This window comes from Glycomyces sp. NPDC049804, from assembly GCF_040674615.1.
GTDB lineage: Bacteria > Actinomycetota > Actinomycetes > Mycobacteriales > Micromonosporaceae > Glycomyces > Glycomyces niveus.
The window spans coordinates 159,629-174,366 of the sequence record NZ_JBFAMQ010000002.1; the positions used below are offsets into that span (position 1 = coordinate 159,629).

Here is a 14,738-nt window from a genome sequence, read left to right on the forward strand (position 1 = left end):
GGGCCCTGGCACTGCCGCCCCGCCCCCCCCCCGCCCCCCCCGCCCCCCCCGCCCCCCTAAAATCATAACACCCGCCGGGGGGCCGCAACCACCCCCCCCCCCGCCGCACTGCTCCCCTAAGGGATTCAGAACCCGGGTGCGTCCCCGCGAAGCGCCCTGTCGCTCCGGGCCGGAGTGGTCACCCCGGCGGAGTCCCAGGGCTCAGCTTTTGGGGGCTCGTCCGCGCTCGCGGTGAAGTTCTCGACGATCTCGCCGAACTTGGTGCCTTTGATCTTGTCCTGCGCCGCGTCCACGGCCTTGTTCGCCTGCGTGCGCACCGTTGACGCGACCTGCTGCACCTTGTCGTTGCCGGTCACGCGCCTGGTGTAGTCGACGATCTGGTCGTAGCGCTCGCGCCCGGCCTTCGCCCCCAGGACGTAGCCGACCGCGAACCCGGCTACGAGATACCACTTCCGCATATTTGCCTCCTCGGCCGACCCAAGGGCCGAACGCTGCTCTGGTTGCTGTGCTCTGGAGTTCACTGTGCGTCGCCGCATATAGCGGCCATTCTGCCCCATCTCGGGGTGCCCACGCGGCCCATGACGGAAACGCGCCGCCCGTTTCCACCCCGGATCGGACCCACACCACACCGACCCCGGTGGCACCCGCCCGCGCCAGTCCTGTACTGTCATATCCGGTTCGCACGGCGGAAGCCGAGCTAGAACCCCTTCCCCAATAGCTCAATTGGCAGAGCAGCCGACTGTTAATCGGCAGGTTCTTGGTTCGAGTCCAAGTTGGGGAGCAGATACAGAAAGGCCGGTCGTTCTCGACCGGCCTTTCCTCTTGCCTCAAGCTTCCGGGCGTTGAGCGGCATCGGCGATCTGGCGGCAGATCGCGGCGGCCGCCCAGCCGAGGGCCAGCAGTAGCAGACCGGCCAGGCCGATCGAGGTGCCGGCGAACTGGCCGGCAGGACTGGAGTCGTCGAAGCCACCGCCGTAGGAGTTGGGGTCATAGTCGAAGTCGGTATTGGCGAGCCAGATGACCGCGCCCACGACGAACGCGGCCGTCCCGCAGAAGATCATGGCGGTGAGCGGGCCGTTATCGAGGGGTCGTTTCTTGTCCATCCTCAGACGGTAGGCGCCGCCCATCGCTCGGGGAATCGGCCAAACTGCCAAGACCGCCCTCGGGCAGGGCAACTGCCTGCGGGGATAGACTCGTTTGCGCCCCTTTCGTATCCCCGCTCGCTGGACGGACCTCTCATGCCCCCGGACACCCCGAAACGACCGCGCAATCTCGCCGCAGAGCTCATGGCCGAGGCGAAACTGCGCGCGCAGCTCGAGGCGTACCAGGGCTACAGCGACCAGGTGTGGTCAATGGGCAGGGTTGCCGACCTGCTGTGGCGCCACTCCGATGCCGCACGGCCGCTCATCCGCAAGGCACTGGTCGTTGAACTCGATGACGCCTTGGAGCGAGAAAGCATGCCGCTCCCTGCCAGCGACGGAGTGCTGCTCCTTGAATACTGCGGCTCCGTACTCCGACCGCTGCTCGACGACTACCCCGAATCAGCTGAAGCGCTGAGACAAGAACTGCAGATCATCCGGTACGTCGCTCCCTACCGCGGTCCCGATGATTCGGACTACGTCACCGACCTCTTTGACTACTACATCCTGTACTGGCTTAGAACGGACCAGTACCGGTCCATCGTCGAGGCCTGCGACCCCGAGATCGGGGCCCTCGTCCTCGAGAACTTCGACTGACCCGAGTCTCAGACCGTGGGCGAGTCGAAATCGCGAAAGGGCCTTGAGGAAGGGAGCAGACACAAAAGGCCGGTCTCCTGACCGGCTTTCGTCCTCTTGTCGTATGGCGGTGCTAGTTTCCGAGCGGTTCATGCCCTCCGACCGTTGGAATCCCGATGCCCTTCACCACGCCTGACCGCACGTTCGATCTCGCCGCCATGTTCCCCGAGCTTGCCACGTTGGCCCGCACTGCTGTACGGCTGCATCCTCGGCACGGCAACCCGACCGCAGAGTAATCCTCCATCGGGGGGCCGTTGTTGTGGCCCAGCGAGGAACCCTGGCCGACATGTTCAGGCCCTCACGAGTGGGACTCGCTGGCAACGTTGGACGAAGTCTTCGAGGAGCGGCGAATTATGAACCTGGCATGGAGCAGGCGACGCGCAGGTACGCCGGACATGTTCAGCGCGGAGGAACGAGCCTTCTTGGATGCTCTCCGCGAACCCGAGCGCCGCAACCCCCGGCGAGACGAGTCTGGCACCGCAACTGCGCCGCTCCTCCCCGTGGCCCAGTTGTTCACACGCGATGTGGCAGGCCTGCCGTTCAGCGAACGCTTCGACCTGCTCCAGGTCCTGTGGTGCCCGTTTGACCATCCAGCGACTGAGGAGTACTGGCCCGCGGTCCAGCTCCGGTGGCGAGACACCACCCAGTCCGTGTTCAAGCCCATGTACCCGATGGGTTCCACGCTGGTCGGCTTCGAGGACTACGTGCCGAGCCCATGTGTGCTCGCCCCCGAAGAGGTCACTGAGTATCCGGATATGAATCTGCTGTCCCCGGAGCTCAGGGAAGAGATCAAGGCGACCTCTGAACGGTTGGAGACCTTCGACTACCACGACAACGCGCTGGCACCTGGCTGGAAGGTGAACGGCCACGGAGCAGCGTGGATGATCATCGATGCCTACGACGTCCTCTGCGAATGCGGAGCGAAGGCGAAACCGCTGCTGACCGCCACCAGCGGAGAGACCGGTGCTCCAACATCACACTGGACGCCATCCGAGGAACGCGACAAAGCGGCAAATGCCGAACTCTTCTACTCCTGCGCCGACGTCTACCTCGGTCGCGGCTATGACCTCCAGATCTTCCACTGCGGCCTCGACCCGGAGCACCCGCCAGTAATGGAGATGAGTTGACCCGGTCCGAGCCTCAATCCTCGGCTATCACGGAGTCGGGTTCGGGGGTTATTAGGGCCGCTAGGCGGTTTCGCAGGGCCGCTACCTGCGGGGATAGACGCGCATAGGCCTTGAGGAGGGGAGCCACACCGAAAGGCCGGTCGGGAGACCGGCCTTTCTTCTTTGTCCTCGCGAGCCAGATCGAGGCTGCGGCTACCTGGCGCGACACAAGCCAAATGTAAGCGAAGCCCCCGAAAAGTAACCCTGCTCAGCTTACATTCGTCGGATCTACGGAGGCTCCACCGAAGTCCAGCGGCTCTTCCGTTCCCTCCTGATGTCACTCCCATGCGGCCAGGATGTCGTCTGGCCCCCACACGATGTCGGCGGCCACGCCGTCGGCTACACCGGATCGACTCACCACTACCATGCCGCCCGCGTTGTCCGAAGCCCCAGGGACCGCCACCGCGGATTTCCTGAGACTGTTCAGGTCGTGGCGGTCGAAGGGCGTGCTGAGCCACTTGATCGAGCCCGTATAGAAGACCTTCCTCGCCACAGGTCCACGATCTGCTCCGACGAGGTCCACCTCGGGGTCGAAGCTTCGCGGCCACCAGCCACCGACCTCGACCGCCTCCGGCCACGGAAACTCGTTCCATGCGGATGCGCGAGCGAGCGCTTCTCGAACCACCGGCTCGATCGCTCGGCCCCGCCAGCTTTCCCATCGCCGCTTGATCATCCGCAGCGCCTGCTCGTGACGATCGCGCTTCACTTCCTCATGAGCGCTGGCGAGCATCGCCAGATACAACCGCAGATACGAATCGGCGACACGGTACAGCTTGCCGCCATTGCCGGGTCGGGTGGCGAGAGGCTGATCGAAGGCGATCGCGTACTTGTCGTGGAGACGGTTGAGGATGGGACCGAGCGAGCCCGACTTGATCGGTTCGTCCGGGCCCCGCCCCGCATGGGCGGCGATATTGCCGAAGGTCCGCTCACCGCTCCCGATCGCCGAGAACACCTTGCGCGTCTGATCCGGTTGCGGGAACTCCGAGTCCAACATCTGCTCACCGATGGTGAACAGGGGGCTCGTCGCTCTGCGGCACTGCTCGGCGAAGAAGTCCAGGGCGTTCGAACCGTTGCCCCACGTTCTGCAGAGCGCAGGGAATCCGCCGGTGATGAGGTAGGCGTCGAGCGCGTCAACGCCGCGCAGGCCGGTGAGCTCCGCAGTGTCCGCGGGGTTCAACGGCTTGACCACCATCGGATCCGCCCGCCCGTAGAACGGGCGGTCATAGCCGATGAAAGCCTCCATCATGTGGATATCGCTGCCTACCAGTAGCAGCAGCACCGGCTTGCTTTTGAGCAGCCGATCCCATGCCGTCTGCAGATAGCCTTCGAGGCGCGAATCCTGCTGGAACAACCATGGGATCTCGTCTATGACCACCGCTGAAACGCGATCCTCGGGCAGAGCGAGCGCGAGCAGCTCGAACGCTTCGAGCCATGTTCGAGGCGCCGCATTCGGCAGAGCAGCGGCGCCAGGGAGGTCTGAGGCCCGAAGCGCGGCCATGAACAGCTCAAGCGATTCAGCGGTTCCAACCCCCCTACTCGCCTGGAAGTACAGCCTCGGCAGCGCCGCCTCGACGCAGAACTGCTCGACCAGTCTCGACTTGCCGGCCTGCCGACGGCCCCGGATGGCGACGGCGGCGCCCTCGCCATCACGTTCGACCAGTTCCTGCCTCCACCGAAGATCTGCCATCTCCCGTTTGCGCCCTACGAATGGAGCCTTGCGCATGTCGCCCCCCGACCAGTCAGTCATCACTAACTTAGATCACATCTAAGTTAGCACGAATCTAAGTCAGACGGTTCGGGGTATGAGACCCGCTAGGCGGTTGCGCAGGGCCGTTACCTGTGGGGATCGACGCGCATGGGCCTTGAGGAGGGGAGCAGACACAGAAGGGCCGGTCGTCGACCGGCCCTTTTTGGCGTGTTCGGGTGGCGTCAGTGGCCGCCGATTTCTACGAGGAGGACTCCGGCGCCGACGAGGGCGATGCCGAGGGCCATGAGCTTGGTGAGCGGTTTTTTGAAGAGGAGGCGGCTGCCGATGGCGGTGAGGGCGACGCCGGAGGCGACCCAGATGCCGTAGGCGACGCCGATGCCCAGGCCGCGGTCGAGGGCGAGGGTGAGGCCGGTGAAGGCCAGGAGGTAGCCGGCGGTCACGACCGCGTACCAGGCCTTGCGGCCCGAGGTCGCCGCCTTGAGCGAGAGGCTCGCCGTCACTTCGGTGAGGATGGCCCCCACCAGGAACGCCCATGCCATCACGCCGCTCCTTCTGTCACGCGGGCGGCCGCCCGCTCCGAGCCGACTTCGATCGTGACGACGCCGGCGATGATGAGCGCGATGCCGAGCCCCATGACCGCGGTGAGCGGCTCGCCGTAGACCACCGAGCCGAGCACCGCCGTGAGGACGACGCCCATCGCGCCCCAGACGCCGTAGGCCACCCCGAGGGGCATGCCCGCCTTGAGGACCGCGCCGAGGAAGGCGAACGCCGCCACGAACCCGGTGCCGACCACTATGTACAGCAGCGGGTTGTCGATGGCCGCCTTCAAGGTCAGGGAGGCGGTCACTTCGCTGACGATCGCTCCGGCGAGCAGGAGCCACGGCTTCGCGTTCATCGCTCAGCCCCCAGCACCTCGGCCGCGAGGGCGCGCAGTCCTGCGCGCGTGTCGTCGTCCGGCGGCACGGCCGCCATCGCGTCGGCGAACCAGACGCCGTCGGCCATGAAGCGGACGGCCGCGAGCCGGGCGCGCTCGGTCGCGGGAAGGTCCTCGGGCACGTCGAACCACGGCTTCATGCGCGCGATCCACCGGGCCGTGAGCTCCTCGCACAGGCGTGGGTCGGCGAACATGACCAGGTCGCTCCAGTCAGCCTCGCCCGCCAGCGCCCATTCCAGGTACGCGGCGAGGCGGGCGGCGGGGGCGGCCTGGTCGAGCGGGCCGTCGAGGGCGTCCTCGAGCCGGCGCTCCCAGCCGTCGATGACGCGGTCCACCAGGGCCAGCATGAGCGCTTCCTTGGTCGGGAAGTGGTACATCAGGCCGGGTTTGGTGAGCCCGGCGCGTTTCGCGGCGGACTCCAGTGAGACGGACTCGCTCGCGCGGAGCATCGCGAGCGCGCCGTCGATGATCTGCTCTCTCGAACTCATGCCCGCAACTTTACCTTCCGGAAGGTTGGTTCCGCAAGCATGGCTTGACCAGGGCAGTTGTCGGGACTGCACCGGCTCAGAGCTGGGAGCGGGCCTCCATGAGGGCGAAACCGAGAAGATTGAGGCCCCGCCACGCGGCGGGGTCGGCGGCGGCCGGGTCGGCGGCGGAGAGGCCGATGCCCCAGATGCGGTCGCGGGGGCTCGCCTCGACCAGGACGCGGTCCCCGGTGCCGAGGAGGTAGGCCTGGAGGTCGGGGTGCTGGCCGAACTTGGCGAGGCTGCCGCGCACGACGATGCCGAACCGTTCGGCCTCCCAGGTCGCCTGGTCGAAACCGCGGACCTTGCGGCCGAGCGCCTGCGCCTCGCCCGGGTGGCCCACGGCGAGGATCTTCTTCGCGGCGGCGGCGTCGCCGAAGAGCCAGGCCTTGTGCGCCATCATGTAGTGCTCGGCCGAGGCGAAGCGGTGCCCGTCCTCGGCGAAGGCCGCGGGCCACCACTGGCTCAGGCACCCCCGCCCAGCGCTGCCGTCGGCTTCGGGCGAGTGGCCCCAGAAGTGCACGTACTTGAAGGACCGGCCGGCCGACGTCAGGGCGATCGCCTCGTCGACGTCGCGCGGCAGAACGAGCGCTGCAGACATGCGCCCCACCTTGCCACACCGACGATCGGCCCGGGCGGCGGTTACCTCGGCCGCGTAGGGTCGCTTCATGAGTGATCCGAGTCTTGACGCGCTCGCGCAGCGGTACTTCGACTTCCATCTGGCCGACAACCCCACAGCGGCGAGCTTCTACGGGATTCCGGGATACGACGACAGGCTGCCCGACCCGAGCCGGGAGGGCGACCAGGTGCGGCTGGCGCATCAGGCCGACATCCAGGCGGGGCTCGCTGCCGTCGACGCCGAATCGCTCACCGGGCAGGACCGCATCACCTACTCGATGCTGGCGCGGCTCACCGCGGACAACACCGCGAGCCTCCAAGCGGCACTGGGCGAAGTGGGGGTCTCGAACACGATCTCCGGGACCGTCTCCACGATGCTCTCCTCACTGCCGCGCATGAGCGTCGACACCGGGCAGCGCAGCCGCGACTACCTCGTGCGGCTCGGCGCGCTCGGGGACTACTTCGACGCCGTCCTCGAGCGGTACCGGCAGGCCGGCGCCGAGGGCCGGACCCAGACCCGGCACGGCGTGCTCGGCGTCATGGAGCAGCTCGACGACTACGTCGCGACGGGGCTCGACACCGATCCGCTCGTGTCGCCCGCGCCCGCCGGGGTCGATGTGGCGGAGTGGAAAGCCGCTGCGGCCGAACTGGTCTCGCAGCGCGTGCGGCCCTCGCTCGCGCGTTGGCGCGAGGCGCTCGAGAGCGAGTTCCTGCCCGTCTCGCGGCTCGACGAGTACTCCGGGGTCTGCCACGTGCCGGGCGGGTCGGACGGGTACGCGGCGGCCACGCGCCAGTACACGACCACGGACCTCTCGCCCGAGGAGATCCACCGGATCGGGCTCGAGGAGGTCGAGCGGATCCGCGAGGAGTTCGCCGAGGTGGGATCGCGGGCGCTCGGCGCGAGGGACACCGCCGACGCCATCGCGCGCCTCCGCGACGACCCTTCGCTGCGGTACGAGACCGGCGAGCAGATCGTCGAGGACGTCACCCTCGCGCTGCGCCGGGCCGAGGCCGCGCTCCCGGAGGCGTTCCTGGAGTACGACATCGCGCCGTGCACGATCGCGGAGATCCCCGCGGCGTCCGCCAAGGGCGCGACGCTCGCGTACTACACCGTGCCCGCCGCCGACGGCTCCCGGCCGGGCACGCACTGGGTGAACACCTACGCGCCCGAGACGAGGGCGAGGTACGAGTACGAGGCGCTGGCGTTCCACGAGTCGGTGCCCGGGCACCACCTGCAGTTCGCGCTCGGCCAGACCCTCGACGGGCTGCCGCGGTTCCGCCGGTTCGCGTACGTCACCGCGTTCGGCGAGGGCTGGGGCCTGTACACCGAGCGGCTGTGCGACGAGATCGGGCTCTACAGCGGCGATCTGCAGCGGCTCGGCATGATCTCGTTCGACGCGTGGCGGGCCTGCCGCCTCGTGGTGGACACCGGCATGCACCTCCTGGGCTGGTCGCGGGAGCGGGCGGTCGCGTACATGCGCGAGAACACCGCGCTCTCGCAGGTGAACATCGACAACGAGATCGACCGCTACATCGCCTGGCCGGGCCAGGCCCTCGCGTACATGATCGGGCGCCGGCACATCGGGGCGCTGCGCGAGCGGGCCGAGCGGGAGCTGGGGAACGCGTTCGACCTGCGGCACTTCCACGACCGCATCCTCTCCAACGGGTCGATCCCGCTGGCGGTGATGACCGGCGTCGTGGAGGACTGGATCGCCGAGGGGGCCTAGGGGTTCGGGGCCTGACGGTCCGTTGTCGGATTGGTGACAGACAGTTCCGGCCCCGTATTGCACGATATGAGTCGCGGCGGTGGCTCCCCCCGGGCGCCGCCGCAACTCAGTCTCTTTCACCGTGCCCGCAGCGTCTTCACTGCGGCGCAGTGTGATCTATCAGTCCACATTGGACTTCATCGCGACGCCGCTGCGCGCGCAAATGCCGTGAGCGGGCAGCTTCCGCAAGCATTCGTGGAGAGCGTCACCATTCGGGATCGACCCTTCTGCGCGGGCGTGATTTAGGTTAGCCTAACCTACACGTTCCCCGGCATTCCGAGAGACCTGTGCTCGTACGAAAGGTGACCCTCCGTGCTGACAAGCGCCGACCTCCGACCGGCTCCCGCGCCGCTCGCCAGTTCCGACCCGCCGGCCCTCCTGGGCCGCGAATCGGCCGCCGCCTACCGCGGCATGATCGCCGACGTCGCTGGCCGCCTTGCCGATCGGTTCGCCGCCGTCGACCGGCCCTGGACCGGCGCCGCCCCCGCCGACCTCGGACCGGCCATCGCCGCGGTCGACCTCGACCGGCCCCTGGCGTCCTTCGAGGACGCCTTCGACGAGGTCGGCGAGCTCTACCTCAAGGACGCGGTCTGGTTCCACCACCCGCGCTACCTCGCCCACCTCAACTGCCCCGTCGCGCTCCCCGCCGTCGCCGCCGAGACCGTGCTCGCAGCCGTCAACACCTCCGTCGACACCTGGGACCAGAGCGCCGGCGGCACCTTCATCGAGCAGCGCCTCATCGACTGGACCGCGCAGCGCATCGGCCTCGGCCCCGACGCCGACGGCGTCTTCACCTCCGGCGGGACGCAGTCGAACCTGCACGCGCTCCTCCTCGCCCGCGACGAGGCCGTCGAGAACGCCCTCCTCAAGCACCGCCTCGAGTCCGACACCCCACTGCGCGGCGTCGAGGTGCTCCCCCGCCTGCGGCTCTTCGCCTCGCCGCACTCCCACTTCTCCGTCGTCAAGGCGGCCCGGCTGCTCGGCCTCGGGGAGGAAGCCGTGATCACCGTGCCCGCCGACGACTGGTTCCGCATGAACCCCGCCGCCCTCGACGCTGCCATCGAGACCTGCCGCGAGCAGGGCCTCATCCCCGCCGCCGTCGTCGCCACCGCCGGGACCACCGACTTCGGGTCGGTGGACCCGCTCGGACCGATCGCCGAAGTCACCGCGGCGCACCGGGTCTGGTTCCACGTGGACGCCGCCTACGGCTGCGGCGTCCTCGTCTCCCGCAAGCACCGGGGCCTCCTCGGCGGCATCGAGCACGCCGACTCGGTCACCGTCGACTACCACAAGTCGTTCTTCCAGCCCGTCAGCTCCTCCGCGCTCCTCGTGCGCGACCGCGCCTCCCTGCGGCACGTCACGCACCACGCCGACTACCTCAACCCGGCCGAGGCCGTGTTCCCCAACCAGGTCGACAAGAGCCTCCAGACCACCCGCCGCTTCGACGCGCTCAAACTCTGGATGACCCTGCGCACCTTGGGACCCGACACCCTCGGCGACATGTTCGACCGCGTCTGCGCGCTCGCCGACCAGACCTGGGACTGGCTCGCCTCCGACCCGCGCTTCGAGGTCGCCGCGCCGCCCTCGCAGCTCTCGACCGTCCTGTTCCGCCTCGCCGGAGCCGACGACGACACCCACCGCCTCGCCCGCGAAGCCCTCGCGGCCTCCGGCGAGGGCATGGTCGCGGCCACCAAGGTCGAGGGCCGGACCGCCCTCAAGCTCACCCTGCTCAACCCCGAGACCGGGCTCGCCGACATCGTCCCGGTGCTCGAAGCCCTGGCGCGCCACGGCAAGAAGGCCCAGGTGGCGTCGTGAAGGTCTACGACTTCATCGGGATCGGCCTCGGGCCGTTCAACCTCGGGCTCGCGGCGCTCACCGCGCCGATCGAGGAACTCGAGGGGATCTTCCTGGAGCGCAAGCCGAACGTGGACTGGCACCCCGGGATGCTCATCGAGGGCACCACGATGCAGGTGCCGTTCATGGCCGACCTCGTGACCCTCGCCGACCCGACCTCCGAGTACTCGTTCCTCAACTACCTCAAGGAGAGCGGGCGGATCTACCCGTTCTACATCCGCGAGTCGTTCTTCCAGCTGCGCACCGAGTTCCAGGACTACCTGCGCTGGGCCGCCGAGAAGCTCGAGAACCTCCGCTACGAGCGGACCGTGACCGCGGTGACCTGGGAGGACGGCGTCTACGCGGTCCACTCCGACGGCCCCGCGGGCGCGGCGGTGGACTACGCGAAGCGGCTCGTGCTCGGAACCGGCACGCCCCCCTGGATCCCGCCCTCCTGCCGGGACCTCGAGAGCCCGACGGTCTGCCACGCGTCGTCCTATCTAGAGCACCGCGACCGGCTGCGCGAATGCGGCTCGATCACCGTGGTCGGCAGCGGCCAGAGCGCCGCCGAGATCTACCGGGACCTCCTGGGGGACATCGAGGAAGGCGGCTACGAGCTCAACTGGGTCACCCGCTCGCCGCGGTTCTTCCCGCTCGAGTACACGAAGCTGACGCTCGAGATGACCAGCCCGGAGTACGTGGACTACTTCCACGGGCTGCCGTCCGCCAAGCGCGACGAGCTCAACGCGGCCCACAAGAACCTCTACAAGGGCATCAACGCCGAGCTCATCAACGAGATCTTCGACCTGCTGTACCAGAAGCGGTTCGAGCGCGGGTCCGTGCCGACCCGGCTCTTCACCAACTGCACCGTGGAGAAGGCGGCCGGGTGCGGGAGCGTCAGGCTCAGCGTGCGCCAGCACGAGCAGGACCGGTCCTTCGAGCTGCAGACCGAGGGCCTGGTCCTCGCCACCGGCTACAGCTACCGCGTGCCCGAGTTCATGAACGAGGTCCGCGACCGGCTGCGCTTCGACGCCACCGGGCGCCTCGAAGCGCGCCGCGACTACAGCGTCGACGCCTCCGGTGACGGCGAGATCTTCGTCCAGAACGCCGAACTCGCCACGCACGGCTTCGTCTCACCCGACCTCGGCATGGCCGCCTACCGCAACTCCTGGATCATCCGGTCCCTGACCGGCCGGGAGGTCTACCCGATCGAACAGCGCATCGGCTTCCAGGAATTCGGAGCACCCGCATGAGCCTGCAGGCCCCCGACACCTTCTACCACCTGCACGAAAGCCTCGGCGACTTCGGCCTGCGCCTGGTCGATCCGCCCACCGACTCGCCGCTCCTGCACGAGTGGGTGACGCACCCGAAGGCGAAGTACTGGATGATGCAGGACGCCTCCGTGGCCGACGTGCTCGCCGAGCACGAGGCCATCGAAGCGAACCCCGCGCACGTCGCCTACATGGGGCTCTACCACTACCGGGCCCGGTTCCTCGTCGAGGTCTACGACCCCGCGGAGTCCGAGCTGGCCGCCGTCTACGACCCGGTCGCGGGCGACATCGGGATGCATGTGCTCACCGCGCCGACCGACAAGCCGATCCCCGGGTTCACCAAGGGCGTCATGGCCACGGTCATGCACCTGCTGTTCGACGGCTTCGGCGCGCAGCGGGTCGTGGTCGAGCCCGACGCGGGCAACGAGGCGATCCACCGCCTCAACGAGTTCGTCGGGTTCAAGCCCGAGCGCACGGTGGAGCTCAAGGACAAGCAGGCGCTGCTGAGCTTCTGCACCCGAATCGATTTCGAGCGGTCCGCCGCGAGAGGAGTGCCCGCGTGAGCGCGATCGACCACCTGACCCCCGAACTGTGGCAGCGGGCCACGCGGAACCTGCTCGCCAAGGCCATCGGCGAGTTCGCCCACGAGCGGCTGCTCGTGCCGGTGAAGGACGGCGAGGCGTACACGCTCTCGGCCGGGCCGGAGCGGTACCGGTTCACCGCGCACCGGCTCAAACTCGACCACTGGATGGTCGACCCCGCCTCGATCGAGCGCACCGACGCCGCCGGCGACGCGCTCGAGCTGGACGCGGCCTCGTTCTTCCTCTCGTTCAAGGGCGAGCTGGGCCTGGGCGACGCGGTGCTGCCGGTGTACCTCGAGGAGGTCGCCGCCACGATCAACCGCGGGGCCTACCAGCTCGGCGAGGGCCAGCCCAGCGCGGAGGCGCTGGTGGACGCGGGGTTCCAGGCGATCGAGGCGGGCATGACCGGCGGGCACCCGTGCTTCGTCGCCGGTTCCGGCCGGCTCGGCTTCACCTCCGAGGACTACCTGTCGTACGCGCCCGAGACCGGCGCGGGCGTGCGGCTCATGTGGGTCGCGGCGCGGCGCGAGCACGCGATGTTCGCGGCCTCGCCGGAGCTCGACTTCGCCTGGCTGCTGGAGACGCAGCTCGACGCGGACTCGCGGGAGTACTTCGCGTCACTGCTCACCGACAAGGGACTGTCCTATGAGGATGTGTACCTGATCCCGGTGCACCCGTGGCAGTGGCGCAACCGGATCTCGGTGACCTTCGCCCCCGAGATCGCCGCGGGGCGGCTCGTCCCGCTCGGCGAGGGCCACGACGACTTCCAGGCGCAGCAGTCGATCCGCACGTTCTTCAACCGCTCCCGGCCCGAGGCCGACTACGTGAAGACCGCGCTCTCGGTGCTCAACATGGGGTTCATGCGCGGGCTCTCGACCGAGTACATGGAGGTCACGCCCGCGATCAGCGACTACGTGGCCGACCTCGTGCACGGCGACCCGACCCTGAAGCGGCACGGCGTGACCGTCCTGCGCGAGCGCGCGTCCGTCGGCTACCGGCACCCGGCCTACACGGCGGGCGCGCCGAAGGGCTCGCCGTACCGGAAGATGCTCGCGGCCCTGTGGCGCGAGAGCCCGGTCCCGAAGCTCGCCAAGGGCGAGCAGGTCGCGACCATGGCCTCGCTGCTGCATGTGGACGGTGACGGCAAGCCGCTCGCGTCGGCCCTCATCCGCCGCTCGGGGCTGCGCCCGGCCGACTGGCTGCGCGGCTATCTCGACGCGTACCTCGTGCCGGTCGCGCACTGCCTGTACCGGTACGGCCTCGTGTTCATGCCCCACGGCGAGAACGTGATCCTGGTGCTCAAGGACGGCGCGGTCGAACGCGTCTTCTTCAAGGACATCGGCGAGGAGTGCGCCGTGCTCGAGGCCACGACGCCGGTGCCCGAGGCGATCGGGCGCATCCGGGCCGAGGTGCCCGACGACGTGCGGGCGCTGTCGATCCTCACTGACGTCGTCGACTGCTTCCTGCGGTTCCTGGCCGGCCACCTGCACCTCGACGGCGTCTTGAGCGAGGACGAGTTCTGGCGGGTCGCGGCCGAATCGCTGCGTGACTACCAGGCGGCGCACCCGGAGCTCGCTGAAGCGTTCGCACGGTTCCCGCTCTTCGAGGACAGCTTCACCCTCTCGTGCCTGAACCGCCTGCAACTCAGGAACAACCAGCAGATGGTCGACCTCGAGAACCAGGAGGAGAGCCTCATCTACGCAGGGAGGCTCGACAACCCCCTGGCCGCCTGGCGGTGACGGCACGCACGAGAGAAGTGCGTGTGGGCCAACCCCTCGGGGTTGGCCCACACGCACTTCGTTTGAATACAGGGTATTCAGCGCCAAGGATTGATCAAGTCGATCCCGATGCCCTCGAAATCCTTGATGTTCCGCGTCGCCAGGGTCAGCTGGTTGGCGTAGCAGATCGAGGCGATCTGACAGTCCCCGATGTCGATCGGCCTGCCCATGCTCTCGCGTTTGGCCGCGATGAGCCCGAAGTGGTTCGCCGCGATTGCATCGTAGGAAATGATATTGCCGTTGAGGTCGTCGCGCACGAATCGCTCGAGCTGAAGCAGCAGTTCGCGCTTCCTCCGCCCGTCTGGAAGCCGATCGATGCCGTATCGGATCTCGCCGAGAGTGACCGACGTGATGCCGATCGTTCGCTGGGTAACGAACCAGAATTGGACGTTTTCGTCGACACCCTTGAGTTTGCTGACCTCGGAGACGACATTCGTGTCGAGGATGATCAAGACCCGAATTCCGCCCATCGCGCAGGGTTGTTCCGGGTGGGGAACTCAAGATCCGCGAGTCCGCCGCCGGAGGCGAAGCGTTCGCGGATCACATCTGCGAAGTTCACTTCCTCGGCGGCAGCGGTCGCCTCGTCCAGGAGTTTCCGTGCCTCGTCTTCGATGGATCGGTGGTGGAGTGAAGCCTGCCTGCGGAGTCGATCGTAGGTTTCGTCGGAGATGCCGGGGACAGACACCTCGTGGCCTTCCGGTGCTGCATCAGTCATCGTGGTCACCCCCTCACGATATCGATGGTAACAGCGGGACACGGGTTGGAACACGCCGAACGTTCGTCT

At 68.0% G+C, this 14,738-nt stretch carries 16 protein-coding genes and 1 tRNA gene; 8 read left to right on the plus strand and 9 right to left on the minus strand.

What is annotated here, in order from left to right; genetic code table 11:
• Window positions 1-125: 125 nt before the first annotated feature.
• Complete coding sequence (locus tag AB0K52_RS03175) at window positions 126-458, minus strand: YtxH domain-containing protein (protein ID WP_363525433.1); 333 nt, start codon at window positions 456-458, stop codon at window positions 126-128.
• Between the two features lie 250 nt (window positions 459-708).
• On the opposite strand from AB0K52_RS03175, the gene AB0K52_RS03180 reads away from it, so the two are divergent.
• Window positions 709-781: transfer RNA gene (locus AB0K52_RS03180), tRNA-Asn, on the plus strand.
• 46 nt (window positions 782-827) lie between these two features.
• On the opposite strand, the gene AB0K52_RS03185 is transcribed toward AB0K52_RS03180, so the two are convergent.
• Window positions 828-1,103, minus strand: coding sequence for a hypothetical protein (locus AB0K52_RS03185; RefSeq protein WP_363525436.1), 276 nt, complete (start codon window positions 1,101-1,103; stop codon window positions 828-830).
• Window positions 1,104-1,238: 135 nt separating this feature from the next.
• Between AB0K52_RS03185 and AB0K52_RS03190 the strand changes: the two genes are divergently transcribed.
• Entirely contained in the window at window positions 1,239-1,736 is a 498-nt protein-coding gene (locus tag AB0K52_RS03190; RefSeq protein ID WP_363525438.1) for a hypothetical protein, read from the plus strand.
• A gap of 362 nt (window positions 1,737-2,098) precedes the next feature.
• The gene (locus AB0K52_RS03195; RefSeq protein ID WP_363525441.1) at window positions 2,099-2,902 is read left to right on the plus strand and encodes a hypothetical protein; all 804 of its coding nucleotides are present in this window, start codon (window positions 2,099-2,101) and stop codon (window positions 2,900-2,902) included.
• A 316-nt stretch (window positions 2,903-3,218) separates the two neighbouring features.
• On the opposite strand, the gene AB0K52_RS03200 is transcribed toward AB0K52_RS03195, so the two are convergent.
• The 5 genes from AB0K52_RS03200 to AB0K52_RS03220 form a co-directional block, all read right to left on the minus strand.
• Entirely contained in the window at window positions 3,219-4,688 is a 1,470-nt protein-coding gene (locus AB0K52_RS03200; RefSeq protein WP_363525444.1) for a DUF234 domain-containing protein, read from the minus strand.
• 182 nt (window positions 4,689-4,870) lie between these two features.
• Window positions 4,871-5,188 (minus strand): SMR family transporter, encoded by a 318-nt coding sequence (locus AB0K52_RS03205; protein WP_363525447.1) that lies wholly within the window; start codon window positions 5,186-5,188, stop codon window positions 4,871-4,873.
• Window positions 5,188-5,544, minus strand: coding sequence for an SMR family transporter (locus AB0K52_RS03210; RefSeq protein WP_363525450.1), 357 nt, complete (start codon window positions 5,542-5,544; stop codon window positions 5,188-5,190). Before AB0K52_RS03210 ends, AB0K52_RS03205 begins: the two co-directional genes overlap by 1 nt.
• A complete protein-coding gene (locus AB0K52_RS03215; protein ID WP_363525453.1) occupies window positions 5,541-6,071 on the minus strand; it encodes a TetR/AcrR family transcriptional regulator in 531 nt (176 codons plus the stop codon). The genes AB0K52_RS03210 and AB0K52_RS03215 overlap by 4 nt, the downstream gene beginning before the upstream one ends.
• 76 nt (window positions 6,072-6,147) lie before the next feature.
• Window positions 6,148-6,708 carry an NADAR family protein gene (locus tag AB0K52_RS03220; RefSeq protein WP_363525456.1) on the minus strand — a complete coding sequence of 187 codons (561 nt, stop codon included), beginning with the start codon at window positions 6,706-6,708 and terminating at the stop codon, window positions 6,148-6,150.
• 67 nt (window positions 6,709-6,775) lie between these two features.
• On the opposite strand from AB0K52_RS03220, the gene AB0K52_RS03225 reads away from it, so the two are divergent.
• The 5 genes from AB0K52_RS03225 to AB0K52_RS03245 all read left to right on the plus strand — a co-directional run bounded on the left by AB0K52_RS03225 (window position 6,776) and on the right by AB0K52_RS03245 (window position 13,915).
• Window positions 6,776-8,452 (plus strand): DUF885 domain-containing protein, encoded by a 1,677-nt coding sequence (locus AB0K52_RS03225; protein ID WP_363525459.1) that lies wholly within the window; start codon window positions 6,776-6,778, stop codon window positions 8,450-8,452.
• Between the two features lie 450 nt (window positions 8,453-8,902).
• On the plus strand, window positions 8,903-10,306 hold the full coding sequence (locus tag AB0K52_RS03230; RefSeq protein ID WP_363526157.1) for an aspartate aminotransferase family protein: 1,404 nt from the start codon (window positions 8,903-8,905) through the stop codon (window positions 10,304-10,306).
• A complete protein-coding gene (locus AB0K52_RS03235; RefSeq protein WP_363525462.1) occupies window positions 10,303-11,577 on the plus strand; it encodes a lysine N(6)-hydroxylase/L-ornithine N(5)-oxygenase family protein in 1,275 nt (424 codons plus the stop codon). Before AB0K52_RS03230 ends, AB0K52_RS03235 begins: the two co-directional genes overlap by 4 nt.
• The gene (locus AB0K52_RS03240; protein WP_363525465.1) at window positions 11,574-12,158 is read left to right on the plus strand and encodes a GNAT family N-acetyltransferase; all 585 of its coding nucleotides are present in this window, start codon (window positions 11,574-11,576) and stop codon (window positions 12,156-12,158) included. The genes AB0K52_RS03235 and AB0K52_RS03240 overlap by 4 nt, the downstream gene beginning before the upstream one ends.
• Window positions 12,155-13,915, plus strand: a complete 1,761-nt coding sequence (locus AB0K52_RS03245) for an IucA/IucC family siderophore biosynthesis protein (protein WP_363525468.1) — start codon at window positions 12,155-12,157, stop codon at window positions 13,913-13,915. Before AB0K52_RS03240 ends, AB0K52_RS03245 begins: the two co-directional genes overlap by 4 nt.
• Before the next feature lie 77 nt (window positions 13,916-13,992).
• On the opposite strand, the gene AB0K52_RS03250 is transcribed toward AB0K52_RS03245, so the two are convergent.
• Window positions 13,993-14,406, minus strand: coding sequence for a type II toxin-antitoxin system VapC family toxin (locus tag AB0K52_RS03250; protein ID WP_363525471.1), 414 nt, complete (start codon window positions 14,404-14,406; stop codon window positions 13,993-13,995).
• Window positions 14,403-14,678 (minus strand): hypothetical protein, encoded by a 276-nt coding sequence (locus AB0K52_RS03255; RefSeq protein ID WP_363525474.1) that lies wholly within the window; start codon window positions 14,676-14,678, stop codon window positions 14,403-14,405. Before AB0K52_RS03255 ends, AB0K52_RS03250 begins: the two co-directional genes overlap by 4 nt.
• Window positions 14,679-14,738: the final 60 nt, after the last annotated feature.

Excerpts from the sequence above, each read along its gene's own strand:
- AB0K52_RS03175 (WP_363525433.1), bottom strand. The coding sequence starts at position 458 with ATGCGGAAGTGGTATCTCGTAGCCGGGTTCGCGGTCGGCTACGTCCTG.
- AB0K52_RS03185 (WP_363525436.1), bottom strand. The coding sequence starts at position 1,103 with ATGGACAAGAAACGACCCCTCGATAACGGCCCGCTCACCGCCATGATC.
- AB0K52_RS03190 (WP_363525438.1), top strand. The coding sequence starts at position 1,239 with ATGCCCCCGGACACCCCGAAACGACCGCGCAATCTCGCCGCAGAGCTC.
- AB0K52_RS03200 (WP_363525444.1), bottom strand. The coding sequence starts at position 4,688 with ATGACTGACTGGTCGGGGGGCGACATGCGCAAGGCTCCATTCGTAGGG.
- AB0K52_RS03205 (WP_363525447.1), bottom strand. The coding sequence starts at position 5,188 with ATGGCATGGGCGTTCCTGGTGGGGGCCATCCTCACCGAAGTGACGGCG.
- AB0K52_RS03210 (WP_363525450.1), bottom strand. The coding sequence starts at position 5,544 with ATGAACGCGAAGCCGTGGCTCCTGCTCGCCGGAGCGATCGTCAGCGAA.
- AB0K52_RS03215 (WP_363525453.1), bottom strand. The coding sequence starts at position 6,071 with ATGAGTTCGAGAGAGCAGATCATCGACGGCGCGCTCGCGATGCTCCGC.
- AB0K52_RS03220 (WP_363525456.1), bottom strand. The coding sequence starts at position 6,708 with ATGTCTGCAGCGCTCGTTCTGCCGCGCGACGTCGACGAGGCGATCGCC.
- AB0K52_RS03225 (WP_363525459.1), top strand. The coding sequence starts at position 6,776 with ATGAGTGATCCGAGTCTTGACGCGCTCGCGCAGCGGTACTTCGACTTC.
- AB0K52_RS03230 (WP_363526157.1), top strand. The coding sequence starts at position 8,903 with ATGATCGCCGACGTCGCTGGCCGCCTTGCCGATCGGTTCGCCGCCGTC.
- AB0K52_RS03240 (WP_363525465.1), top strand. The coding sequence starts at position 11,574 with ATGAGCCTGCAGGCCCCCGACACCTTCTACCACCTGCACGAAAGCCTC.